This window comes from Ralstonia sp. 110700041-2 (assembly GCF_056280165.1).
In genome coordinates this window covers 114,596-127,078 of sequence record NZ_JBSFAI010000006.1, presented here as the reverse complement: position 1 = coordinate 127,078, position 12,483 = coordinate 114,596, and the positions used below count along the sequence as shown (strand labels likewise).

Below are 12,483 nucleotides of genomic sequence, written 5' to 3'. Positions count from 1 at the left end.
GAGACCGAGGAGATCGTCATGGCAACCATCAAAGACGTGGCCGCACTGGCCGGAGTTTCGTTCACCACCGTCTCGCACGTCATCAACAACACACGACCGGTCAACGCCGAGACGCGCAAGCGCGTGGAAGAGGCCATCCGGGCCACGCGCTATGTGCCCAGCGCCGTGGCGCGCTCGCTCAAACACCGCACCACGCGCACCATCGGCGTGCTCGTGCCCACCGCCACCAACCCCTACTTTGCGGAGCTGGCGCGGGGCATTGAAGATGTGTGTGCCGCCGCCGGCTACAGCGTCATCCTCTGCAACTCCGACGACGACCCCCGCAAGCAGCGCGACTACCTGCGCGTGCTGATGGAAAAACGCGTTGACGGCATCATCGTCAGCAGCGCCGGGCCAGACACGGCGTTGGTCGAAGCGCTCGGTGAATCCGCCCTGCCCATCGTGATGGTCGACCGCCCGACCGAAGGCATCCAGGCCGATCAGGTCCAAGTCGATCACGAAGAAGGCGCGTACATGGCGACCAAGCATCTGCTGGACCTCGGCCACCGCCGCATCGCCTGCATCAGTGGGCCTTCGGCATTGAGCGTGACGGCGGAGCGCCTGGCCGGTTTCCACCGCGCGCTGCGCGAGGCGGGCGTGCCCGAAGCCACCGCCCGCATTGCCGAAGGCGATTTCACCAGCCCCGGCGGCTACCGCGCCGCGCGCCAGCTGCTGACCGAAGGCGAGATGCCCACGGCCATCTTTGCCGGCAATGACCTGATGGGCATCGGTGCGCTGCGCGCCGCGGCGGAACTGGGCATTCCCGTGCCGAAGGCGCTGTCCGTGATGGGTTTTGACGACATCGAACTGAGCCGCTACGTCTATCCGGCGCTGTCCACTGTCGGCCAATCGATCCGCCAGTTGGGCGAGACCACCGCGCAGACGCTGCTCGAGCATCTCGGCGACAACGCCTTGCGCCATCCTGTGGAAGAGCCGCGTGCACGCCGCATCGTGCTGCCGCCGCGCCTGTCTTTGCGCGAGTCGACCGCCGAGCCCGAGCGCCCCGCCCGCGCCGCCTGATCCCGCATCCCTTTCACGCTTTCAACGTAGTCCCGCCATGGTGGCCAAGCGCCCTTCCGCCTCTTCCGCGCACCCCGCTGCCGACGTGCTGATCGTCGGCAGCCTGAATATGGATCTCGTGATCCGCACGCCCCGCTTGCCGCGTCCCGGGCAAACGGTTGCAGCGCCTGCGCTGGAAACCATCCCGGGCGGCAAGGGCGCCAACCAGGCAGTGGCCGCTGCACGCCTGGGGGCCCGTGTCGCCATGCTCGGCTGCGTGGGTGATGACGCGTACGGCACCGCGCTGCGCGACGGCCTGCGCCGCGAAGGCGTGGACACATCGATGGTATCGGAGCACGCCGGGGTGGCCACCGGCATCGCCTGCGTGACCGTGGCCAACAGCGGCCAGAACACCATCGTCATCGTGGCCGGCGCCAACGAGTTGCTGACGCCAACGATGATCGAAGCCCAGCGTGCTGCGTTCGAACGCGCGCGCGTCATCGTCTGTCAGTTGGAATCGCCGCCCGATGCGGTGGAATGCGCCCTCAAGCTGGGCCAGCGGCTTGGCAAGACGGTCATCCTGAACCCTGCACCCGCCATCGGCCCCTTGCCTACGCCGTGGATCGCCGCCTGCGATTACCTGATCCCGAACGAAACCGAAGCCGCGCTGCTGACGGCCCGGCCCGTCGATTCGCCCGAAGCCGCACTGGATGCCGCTTCCGATCTCCACGCACAAGGTGCGCGGCACGTGATTGTCACGCTGGGCGCGCACGGCGTTGCCTACGTGGATGCCCACTCGCGCCTGCTGATGCCGGCGCCCACCGCGCATGCCATCGATACCACTGCCGCTGGCGATACGTTCGTGGGTGCGCTGGCAGCGGCATTGGCGGAAGACGCGGCAGCCGATGCAGCCATCGAGTTTGGGCAAGCCGCGGCGGCCGTGTCAGTCACGCGGCTCGGCGCGCAGCCGTCCATTCCGTTCCGCAGCGAGCTGGGTGCGCCTGCCGCGCCTGCCACCCACTAGACCGGCGTACTGGTGCCGGGCGGCGTGCTCGCGGTCGGGGCGCGCGGTACCAGCAGGCAAAGCGGATCCCGCAAGATGCGCCGCCACACGGCACCCGTCACTCGCTTGCGATCGACGCCGCGCAGGTTGCGCGAGCGCATCGCCATGTTGAAGGCCAGCGCAAACGACACCAGGACGTTCAGCACGCCCATCAGCGCAATGCCCGCCACGGCCAGCCAGAACGGCGCCGTGTGCATCACGCTGGGGCCCAGTACGCCCACGGCGGTTGCCACCGCACCCGTCGACAGCGTGACATGACGCACTTCCATATGCGGTCCGAAGAACGACAGGATCTCGGGCCCCAGCCCCAGCATGAAGCCCAGCGACACATTGGCGACGATGCCCGACAGATTGCGCTTCCAGAAGCTGGCAATGCGCTGCGCGCCCTGCGTGCCGACCATGAAGCGCAAGCGCCGGTGGTAGGCAATCACATCATGCACACGGTGCAGCGCAAACCAGTTGTCGGCCCACCCCGCCGCCAGGCTTGAGGCCCATAGCAACACGCCCGTGAAGATCGCGTACAGCGGCGTCGGCCCAAGGATCGAAAACGAATCGATGGTCGCCATCGCCTTCGCTGCCGAGATCAGATCCGTATGGAAGAAACGCCCGGCGAGCCACTGCACCAGGAAAGCCACCGGCGCCACGGCCGCCAGGTTGCCTGCAATCGCCGCCGCGTTGGAGCGGATCATGGCGACGGTGTCGTCGACAAAGCGGTCCAGCCCTTCCTGGCGCCCGACCTGGTCGAGTCGGTGCGCCAGTGCGGGCGCCGTCATGGCGGGCTGTTTGGTGGCCAGCGTGAAATGCGCGAAATGGATGCCGAGAAAGCTGACCGCATAGTTGATCGACGCGAACAGCCCTTCGGTAAAACGCGACAGATGCGCGCCCGTGATGAAGAACTTGATGTACACCGTGGCCGCCGTAATGACGCCACCGCCGGCTGCCGCCTTGACCATCGCGCCGTATTCCTTGCCGTCGCGCGTAATGTAGTGCTCCCCGCTCTCGGCAGACCGCTCGACCACCTTGCGCGCCAGATCGGCAAACGTGGAGCGGATCAGATACCCCACGCTGCGGCGGTGCTGGCTGGCCGACACCAGCTCGGCCGTCATATGCACGAAGCGGCGAGAGCCCTGCGTGTCCGCCCACGCCGAGAGCAGCAGATCGATGCGGCCCAGCCACGCCTTCATGCGTTCGACCTGAAACACGACCTCCACCGAGACGCCGTTCTCGTCCAGATGCTGATACACGCTGGCCGTAGCCGCGCGGCATCGATCCAGCACGGCGCGGAAATAGTTGAGTTCCTGCACAAAACGCTCGGGGCTCGCAAGCGCCGTGTCGGGCCGTTCCAGGAAGATCGCGTTGGCCGCATCGGCGAGCAGATAGAACGGAGAATCGGTGAGTTCCGCATGGTCCATGCGGCTGCGGATACCGCGCGACAAACCCGCCGCACGCACCTGGCTGATCAGGATCTGGATGCCGATGCCAAGGCTGCGTTCCAACCGTGTCTGGCCCGCTGCGTGCTCCTCATCGGTCATCCCCGCACGGAACAGCGCGTGGAGGCGCGTGACCAGTTCGTCGTCAAGGCCACCCACCCACTGCGCATCGGTCGGGCCCACGAACAGCAGTGCAAACAACGTTGCCAGTTGCGCCTGATTGGGTGCGGGCGGCAGCCAGCGCGCCTGCCAGCGGTCGACCAACTCGCTCCAGAAACCCGAGCGTGACGACAACCCCGTATCGCATAACAGCGACACCGGATCGTTGTCTTGCACGATGCTGCGCAATGTCTGTCCGACGCGTTCTGCCAGGGCCGGATTGTTCTCCAGCACCTGCAACAGATAACGCAGACGGGCATAACGCCAGGACTCCGACGCAGCCCCCGCTGGCCGGTCCGCCCGACGCAGCCAGTAAGCCAGCTCGATCAGCCATTCATTGCGCTCGGCCAGACTGCGCGTGGGCTCGAACTGCGCCAGGATGGCATCGAGTTGATGGCTGGCGTGCCGGGAAGCGCGCCACTTGCGCCACGGGTTGAGCAAAGAATCGAACATCGAACTCCCTTGATGGCGAACGCGCGCAGTCGAGCGCTGCAGCGGGTGCCGGTTCCCCAGTCAGACGACACGCAGCGCCTGAGCCTGAGCCTGATTTGAAATGGTGTTGACACTCACCCGCCGCCCGCCTCGGGCAAGGCAGCGGGACACCGACAACGCAGATGGCCGCGCAGTTCAGGCGGCCGGAACGACGTGATCTTCGCCGCTCGCTCCAAAGAGCTGCGACTTGAGCTTGGCAAGCTGATCGCGCACCGCCGCCGCCTTTTCGAATTCGAGGTTCTTGGCGTGGTCGAGCATCTGTTTTTCCAGGCGTTTGATTTCCTTGGACGCCTGCTTCTCGCTCATGTCTTCGTACTTGGCGGCCTCTTGCGCGGCCTTCAGTTCCGCGCGCGCATCGTCGACGTTGTACACGCCGTCGATGATGTCCTTGATGCGTTTGACAACGCCGCGCGGCGTGATGCCATGCGCCTCGTTGTGGGCGATCTGCTTGGCGCGGCGGCGTTCGGTCTCGCCAATCGCCTTCTTCATCGAATCGGTCATGCGATCGGCATACAGGATGGCGGTGCCGTTCACGTTCCGCGCCGCGCGGCCAATGGTCTGGATGAGCGAGCGCTCGGCACGGAGGAAACCTTCCTTGTCCGCATCCAGGATCGCCACGAGCGACACTTCGGGAATATCCAGACCCTCGCGCAACAGGTTGATGCCAACCAGCACGTCGAACGTGCCCAGGCGCAGGTCACGGATGATCTCCACGCGCTCCACGGTATCGATGTCCGAATGCAGGTAGCGGACCTTGACGCCGTTCTCCGACAGGAACTCGGTCAGTTGCTCGGCCATGCGCTTGGTGAGCGTGGTCACCAGCACGCGCTCGCCGGCCTCGACACGCACATGGATCTCAGACAGCAGATCGTCGACCTGCGTCGTGGCGGGGCGCACCTCGATGATCGGGTCGACGAGGCCCGTGGGGCGAACGACCTGCTCGACGACTTCCGTGCCCGCGGTCTTCTTTTCGTAATCCCCCGGCGTGGCAGACACGAAGGTCACCTGCCGCATCTTGGTCTCGAATTCGGCGAACTTCAGCGGCCGGTTGTCGAGCGCAGAAGGCAGCCGGAAGCCGTATTCGGCCAGCGTTTCCTTGCGCGCGCGGTCACCGTTGTACATGCCGTTGAGCTGGCCGATCAGCACGTGCGATTCATCAAGGAACATCAGCGCATCGGGCGGCAGGTAGTCGACCAGCGTCGGCGGCGGTTCGCCGGGCGCGGAGCCAGAAAGGTGCCGCGAATAATTTTCGATGCCCTTGCAGAAGCCCAGCTCCTGCAGCATCTCCAGATCGAAGCGCGTGCGCTGCTCCAACCGCTGCGCTTCCACCAGCTTGTTTTCCTTGTAGAAGAAATCGAGCCGCTCGCGCAGTTCAGCCTTGATGGTCTCGATGGCGCGCAGCACGGTCTCGCGCGGCGTCACGTAGTGGCTCGACGGGTACACCGTAAAGCGCGGAATCTTCTGCCGCACACGGCCGGTCAGCGGATCGAACAGCTGCAGCGATTCGACTTCGTCGTCGAACAGCTCCAGGCGCACCGCCATTTCTGCATGCTCGGCGGGGAAGATGTCGACCGTGTCGCCGCGCACGCGGAAGGTGCCGCGCTGGAAATCCGTCTCGTTGCGTGTGTATTGCATGGCGATCAGGCGCGCGATCACGTCACGCTGGCTGACCTTGTCACCCGCGCGCAGCGTCAGAATCATCTGGTGGTATTCGCTCGGGTTGCCAATACCGTAGATGGCCGACACGGTGGCTACGATCACCACGTCGCGGCGCTCCAGCAGGCTCTTGGTGGCGGAGAGCCGCATCTGCTCGATGTGCTCGTTGATCGACGAATCCTTCTCGATGAAGAGGTCGCGCTGCGGCACGTAGGCCTCAGGCTGGTAGTAGTCGTAGTACGAGACGAAGTATTCGACCGCATTGCGCGGGAAGAACTCCCGGAACTCGGAATACAGCTGCGCCGCCAGCGTCTTGTTGGGCGCAAAGACGATGGCCGGCCGACCCACCTGCGCGATCACATTGGCCATGGTGAAGGTCTTGCCCGAGCCCGTCACACCCAGGAGGGTCTGGTACGACAGGCCGTCGCCAATGTTCTCGACGAGCTGGCGGATGGCCTCCGGCTGGTCGCCGGCCGGCGGATACGGCTGGTACAACTGGAACGGCGAGCCCTCGAAAGTCACGAACTTCGACTCGTCGTGCGGGCTGGGGACTTGGCTCAGATCGGTCATGGCGGCGGGTGGGATGGCAGCGCGGGAAGTCGACAAAGTGACTCGCACGCCCTCGGCAAATGAGGGCGGCAGCGGCAATTGCAACCAATCGTGTAGTGTAGCGCGCGCCCTCGGCAATCGTTTGGACATCCCGGTCGGCACATCTGTACCGGACGCCAGAGCACTTTAGGCGCCTGTTCTGCAAGGATTTTTCGGGCGATTAGAGCCTGTATTCGGTACAATCCCTCCTCGTGCGCGCCTCGTTGTACATCTGGCGCCGGGCGAGCCGCCCCGGAGTCCGCGCCGCACCGCCTGCAAGATCCCACCGAATCCCGAACCAACCGATCGAGACATCTCATGTCGCTTTTCTCCGCCGTCGAACTGGCCCCGCGCGACCCCATCCTGGGCCTGAATGAAGCTTTCAACGCCGATACCCGCAGCACCAAAGTGAATCTGGGCGTGGGCGTGTACTTCACCGACGAAGGGAAAATTCCGGTGCTGCGCGCCGTGCAGGAAGCCGAAAAGGCCCGCCTGGCTGCAGCTGCCCCGCGTGGCTACCTGCCGATCGAAGGCATTGCCGCCTACGACCAGGCCGTGCAGAAGCTGCTGTTCGGCGCTGAATCGCCGCTCATCACCGAAGGCCGCGTGGTCACCGCGCAAGCCCTGGGCGGCACCGGCGCACTGAAGATCGGCGCCGACTTCCTCAAGCGCCTGTACCCGAACGCCAAAGTCGCGATTTCCGACCCGAGCTGGGAAAACCACCGCGCGCTGTTCGAATCCGCCGGTTTCGAAGTGGTCAACTACGCGTACTACGATGCCCCGTCGCACGGCCTGAACTTCGCCGGCATGCTGGATTCGCTGAACGGCTACGCGCCGAACACGATCGTCGTGCTGCACGCCTGCTGCCACAACCCGACCGGCGTGGACATGACCACCGAGCAGTGGAAGCAGGTCGTGGAAGTCATCAAGGCCAAGAACCTGATCCCGTTCCTCGACATGGCTTACCAAGGCTTCGCCGACGGCATCCAGCAAGACGGCCTGGCTGTGCGCCTGTTTGCTGAATCGGGCCTGCCGTTCTTCGTCTCCAGCTCGTTCTCGAAGTCGTTCTCGCTCTACGGCGAGCGCGTCGGCGCGCTGTCGATCGTGACGACCAGCAAGGACGAATCCGCCCGCGTGCTGTCGCAAGTCAAGCGCGTGATCCGCACGAACTACTCGAACCCGCCGACGCATGGCGGCACGATCGTCGCCAGCGTGCTGACGAGCCCGGAGCTGCGCGCGATGTGGGAGCAGGAACTGGGCGAAATGCGCGATCGCATCAAGTCGATGCGCAACGCACTGGTCGACAAGCTGGCCGCCAAGGGCGTGAAGACCGATTTCTCGTTCGTGAAGGCCCAGCGCGGCATGTTCTCGTACTCGGGCCTGACCTCCGCGCAAGTGGATCGCCTGCGCACCGAGCACGGCATCTACGCCGTGTCGACCGGCCGCATCTGCGTGGCCGCGCTGAACACGCACAACATCGATGCCGTGGTGAATGCCATCGCTGATGTTCTGTAAAGGTGCTGTAGGCATCACGCCTTAGGTGCAATTGCAAAAAGAAAAGCGGCTTCGGCCGCTTTTTTGCTGCATCGGAATAGACTGACACGGGCGCATCATAGAAGCGGTGCAACACTCTGTTATCAGGGTTTATGCTGCATCGCAGTACCGTGCACTCAGGTGCATAATCGTTCGCGTCGCCCTCGCCACCACAGACCGGTCCAGCCATGCTTTACCAGCTTCACGAATTCCAGCGCGCCCTGCTCAGCCCCATGACAGCTTGGGCCCAAGCGACTGCCAAGACCTTCACCAACCCACTGAGTCCGCTGTCTCTGATGCCCGGCGCGCAACGCTACGCTGCGGGCTACGAGCTGCTGTACCGCCTGGGCAAGGAGTACGAGAAGCCAGAATTCGGCATCCGCTCCGTCAAATCCAACGGCCGGGACATTCCCATCGTCGAGCAGACCATCGTCGAAAAGCCGTTCTGCCGCCTGATCCGCTTCAAGCGCTACGCCGACGACGCCGAGACCATCAAGCTGCTCAAGGATGAACCGATCGTGCTGGTGTGTGCGCCGCTTTCGGGCCACCACTCCACGCTGCTGCGCGACACCGTGCGCACGCTGTTGCAGGATCACAAGGTGTACGTGACCGACTGGATCGACGCTCGCATGGTGCCGACCGAGGAAGGCGCCTTCCACCTGTCGGACTACATCAACTACATCCGCGAGTTCATCAACCACATTGGCGCCGACAAGCTGCACGTGATCTCGGTGTGCCAGCCGACCGTGCCCGTGCTGGCCGCCATCTCGTTGATGGCCTCGGACGGCGAGAAGACGCCGCGCACGATGACCATGATGGGCGGCCCGATCGACGCCCGCAAGAGCCCGACCGCCGTCAACTCGCTGGCGACCAACAAGGCGCACAGCTGGTTCGAGAACAACGTGATCTACACGGTGCCGGCCAACTATCCGGGTCATGGCCGCAAGGTGTATCCGGGCTTCCTGCAGCACGCCGGCTTCGTAGCCATGAACCCGGACCGCCACCTGTCATCGCACTACGATTACTACCTGAACCTGATCGAGGGTGACACGGAAGACGCTGAGGCCCACGTGCGCTTCTACGACGAGTACAACGCCGTGCTGGACATGGCCGCCGAGTATTACCTGGAGACCATCCGCGACGTATTTCAGGAGTTCCACCTGGCCAACGGCACGTGGGTGGTAGAAGGCAAGCCGGTGCGTCCGCAGGACATCAAGAGCACCGCGCTCTTCACCATCGAAGGCGAACTGGACGACATCTCCGGCAGCGGCCAGACGGAAGCAGCGCATGGCCTGTGCACCGGCATCCCGAACGCGCGCAAGCAGCACCTGACGGCGCCCAAGTGCGGCCACTACGGCATCTTCTCGGGTCGCCGCTGGCGCGAGCAGGTATATCCGCAGTTGCGTGATTTCATCCGCCGCTATGACGAGAATGCTCCTCGTATCAAGGCTGTCGCCTGACCCTGAAGCCCCCAAGAAAAAGCCTCGCAACCGCGAGGCTTTTTTGTTGTGCGATGGCGCTTCGGCCGATCAGCCCTTGGGCCGCTCCAGATACGCCAGCAGCATCTTGATATGCAGCTGTGCGAACGCCTCGTGCTCGTCGGCCGAGGCAATGTCGCGGCCCACCACGGCACTGATCGTGTAGCGGTTGGACAGCACGTAATAGCCGAGCGCCGAAATCGTGAGGTACAGGCGCGACACATCGATGTCGTCACGAAAGATGCCGCTGCGCTGGCCGCGCTCCACCACGCCGCGCAGCACCTCGATGACCGGGTTGACCAGCTCGACCAGGTGCGGCGACGTCTTCAGATGTCGCGCCTCGTGCAGGTTTTCGCTGTTGAGCAAACGGATGAACTCGGGGTTCTCGTAATAGAAATCCCAGACGAACCGCGCAAGCTGGATGACCGCTTCACGCGGGTCGGACGACTCGATCTGTACCTGCTCTTCCGCCTCTTTGAAGCGGAAATACATGTGCTCGAGCACGGTCAGGAAGAGTTTTTCCTTGCTGCCGTAGTAGTAATACAGCATGCGCTCGTTGGTCTCGGCGCGACGGGCGATGGCGTCAACGCGCGCGCCTGCAAACCCACCGCGCGCAAACTCTTCGATCGCAGCAGCAAGGATGCGTCGGCGCGTGCCGGCGGGGTCGCGACGCGTGCGGGGTGCGGCGGATTCGCCGTGAGCATCGGCTTCGATGTCGGCGAGTGGCGCGGCTGGATGAGACGGCATGGCACGTCGGTCCGTTTAGAACGCAGGAATTATGTCATACGGTCAAGACATGCCCGCCGTATGCGATGTCAGGGCATGCACGCCTTGCGCGGGGGCCAAATCGGCGATAATGGCAGGCTATTCAAACGACAAGTCCCATCGTGGTTTCCTTGGTCCCCGCAGTGGCCGCATCCTTGGCCGACCGGCTCGAAAACCTCTTGCCGCAAACGCAATGCACCAAGTGCGGCTACAACGGCTGCCGCCCCTACGCTGAAGCCATGGCCAGCGGCGAGGCGCTACCCAACCGCTGCCCACCTGGCGGCGCTGAAGGTATTCTCCGGCTGTCCGACGCGCTCGGTCGCACGGATGACCTGCTCCCGCTGGACCCTTCCAACGGCATCGAACAGCCTCGCGCCATCGCCGTCATCGACCCGGAACGCTGCATCGGCTGCACGCTGTGCATCCAGGCGTGCCCGGTCGACGCCATCGTGGGCGCGCCCAAGGCAATGCACACGGTGCTCGAAGAGTGGTGCACCGGCTGCGATCTCTGCGTGGCGCCCTGCCCTGTCGATTGCATCGACATGGTCCCTGTCACCGGCGACCGCACGGGCTGGGATGCCTGGAGCCAGCAACAGGCCGATGTCGCGCGGGACCGCTACGTCTTCCGCAACGCGCGCCTCAAGCGCGAACAAGCCGAGAACGAAGCGCGCCTCGCCGCCAAGGCAGCGGCGAAACTCGCTGCCCTCAGCGCTGAACAACCGGCCGATGAGGCTGAGCTTGCCGCGCAGGCGCGCAAGAAGGCGATCATCCAAGCGGCCATTGAACGGGCGCGCCAGAAACAGGCCGAGATGGCTGCGCGCGGGCAAGGCCCGCGCAACGTGACCAACGTATCGGCGGATGTGCAAGCCCAGATTGACGAGGCTGAAGCCCGCCGCAAGCGCATCGCCAGCCAGATCGAACACAGCGCCAAACCCGACGCAGAAAAACCCTGACCCCTGCCCCGACGATGAATCCCGCCAAGCGCCACGCCATCTTCGAGACACTGCGCGAAAACAACCCGACGCCGACCACCGAGCTGGAATACACCACGCCGTTCGAGCTGCTGATCGCAGTGCTGCTGTCCGCACAGGCGACCGACGTGGGCGTGAACAAGGCGACGCGCAAGCTGTTTCCGGTGGCCAACACGCCTGCCAAGCTGCTGGCGCTGGGCGAGGAAGGCATCACCGAATACATCAAGACCATCGGGCTGTATCGCACCAAGTGCAAGCACATCCTGCAGACGTGCCGCATCCTGCTCGACCAGTACGGCGGTGAAGTGCCGCGTGAGCGCGCTGCGCTAGAAGAGTTGCCCGGTGTGGGCCGCAAGACAGCCAACGTGGTGATGAACACGGCCTTCGGTGAGCCGACGATCGCGGTGGACACGCACATCTTTCGCGTGGCCAATCGCACCGGGCTGGCGCCGGGCAAGAACGTCCTTGAGGTCGAGCTGAAGCTGCTGAAGGTGGTGCCGGAAGCGTTTCGGCAGGACGCGCACCACTGGTTGATCCTGCATGGACGCTATGTGTGCAAGGCGCGCAAACCCGAGTGTTGGCATTGCGCCATCGAGCCGCTGTGTGAATTCAGGCCGAAGACGCCAGCGCCGAAGGAATAAAAAACGGGGACTGCACCGTCTGATGCGAGTCCCCGTTTTCTTTGTGCGGCCGGGAGTCGATCAAACGATCTTGCACGCCTCTTCAAACGACAGGCGCGGGTTGCGCGGGTGCAGCTTCTCGGCGTCGCCGTAGCCAATGTTCATGATGAAGTTGACCTTCCACTGGCCATCGGGGAAGAACGTCTCATTTACCTTGTTGGCATCGAAGCCGGCCATCGGGCCACAGTCCAGGCCCAGGGCGCGCGCGGCGAGCACCAGATAGCCGCCCTGCAGCGAACCGTTCATCAGCGCGGCCGCATTGATCTTGGCTTGGTCGCCGGCGTACCAGGAACGCGCATCGGTGTGCGGGAACAGCTTGGGCAGTTGCTCGTGGAATTGCGTGTCATACGCGACGATCACGGCCACGGGTGCCTGGCGGGTCTTTTCCTGATTGCCGGCCGACATGCACGGAATCAGGCGTTCCTTGGCGGCAGCGCTCTTGACGAACACGAAGCGGGCCGGCGTGCTGTTGGCGGCGGTCGGGCCGTACTTCACGGTGTCGTACAACGTGTGCAGCAGTTCGTCATCGACCGGCTTGTCCAGCCACACGTTATGCGTACGGGCTGCGTGGAACAGTTGGTCCAGCGCGGACGGTTCAAGCATCGGCATTGCAGGGTGCTCCGGAAAAAG

10 protein-coding genes are annotated in these 12,483 nt (G+C 64.3%); 6 read left to right on the top strand and 4 right to left on the bottom strand.

Features of this window, described 5'->3' with window-relative positions; all coding sequences use genetic code 11:
* Window positions 1-18 precede the first annotated feature (18 nt).
* On the top strand, window positions 19-1,059 hold the full coding sequence (locus tag ACUXH0_RS10580) for a LacI family DNA-binding transcriptional regulator (protein ID WP_004635719.1): 1,041 nt from the start codon (window positions 19-21) through the stop codon (window positions 1,057-1,059).
* 37 nt (window positions 1,060-1,096) lie between these two features.
* Entirely contained in the window at window positions 1,097-2,062 is a 966-nt protein-coding gene (gene rbsK / locus ACUXH0_RS10575) for a ribokinase (protein ID WP_182594272.1), read from the top strand.
* On the opposite strand, the gene ACUXH0_RS10570 is transcribed toward rbsK, so the two are convergent.
* Window positions 2,059-4,143: a site-specific recombinase gene (locus tag ACUXH0_RS10570; protein WP_182594271.1), complete on the bottom strand. Its 2,085-nt coding sequence runs from the start codon at window positions 4,141-4,143 to the stop codon at window positions 2,059-2,061. The two genes, rbsK and ACUXH0_RS10570, sit on opposite strands and share 4 nt — an antisense overlap.
* 174 nt (window positions 4,144-4,317) lie before the next feature.
* On the bottom strand, window positions 4,318-6,408 hold the full coding sequence (gene uvrB / locus ACUXH0_RS10565) for an excinuclease ABC subunit UvrB (protein WP_182594270.1): 2,091 nt from the start codon (window positions 6,406-6,408) through the stop codon (window positions 4,318-4,320).
* Window positions 6,409-6,744: 336 nt separating this feature from the next.
* On the opposite strand from uvrB, the gene ACUXH0_RS10560 reads away from it, so the two are divergent.
* Together ACUXH0_RS10560 and ACUXH0_RS10555 are read left to right on the top strand one after the other, a co-directional pair.
* Window positions 6,745-7,941 (top strand): amino acid aminotransferase, encoded by a 1,197-nt coding sequence (locus ACUXH0_RS10560; RefSeq protein WP_012435203.1) that lies wholly within the window; start codon window positions 6,745-6,747, stop codon window positions 7,939-7,941.
* Between the two features lie 206 nt (window positions 7,942-8,147).
* Window positions 8,148-9,419 carry a polyhydroxyalkanoate depolymerase gene (locus ACUXH0_RS10555; RefSeq protein WP_004635729.1) on the top strand — a complete coding sequence of 424 codons (1,272 nt, stop codon included), beginning with the start codon at window positions 8,148-8,150 and terminating at the stop codon, window positions 9,417-9,419.
* 69 nt (window positions 9,420-9,488) lie between these two features.
* Here the strand turns inward: ACUXH0_RS10555 and ACUXH0_RS10550 are convergent, their stop codons facing one another.
* Entirely contained in the window at window positions 9,489-10,184 is a 696-nt protein-coding gene (locus tag ACUXH0_RS10550) for a TetR/AcrR family transcriptional regulator (protein ID WP_182594269.1), read from the bottom strand.
* A 140-nt stretch (window positions 10,185-10,324) separates the two neighbouring features.
* Between ACUXH0_RS10550 and rsxB the strand changes: the two genes are divergently transcribed.
* Together rsxB and nth are read left to right on the top strand one after the other, a co-directional pair.
* Window positions 10,325-11,155, top strand: coding sequence for an electron transport complex subunit RsxB (gene rsxB / locus ACUXH0_RS10545; protein ID WP_182594268.1), 831 nt, complete (start codon window positions 10,325-10,327; stop codon window positions 11,153-11,155).
* Between the two features lie 14 nt (window positions 11,156-11,169).
* On the top strand, window positions 11,170-11,814 hold the full coding sequence (gene nth, locus ACUXH0_RS10540; protein ID WP_024973118.1) for an endonuclease III: 645 nt from the start codon (window positions 11,170-11,172) through the stop codon (window positions 11,812-11,814).
* 60 nt (window positions 11,815-11,874) lie between these two features.
* On the opposite strand, the gene ACUXH0_RS10535 is transcribed toward nth, so the two are convergent.
* On the bottom strand, window positions 11,875-12,462 hold the full coding sequence (locus ACUXH0_RS10535; protein WP_004629012.1) for a malonic semialdehyde reductase: 588 nt from the start codon (window positions 12,460-12,462) through the stop codon (window positions 11,875-11,877).
* Window positions 12,463-12,483 lie beyond the last annotated feature (21 nt).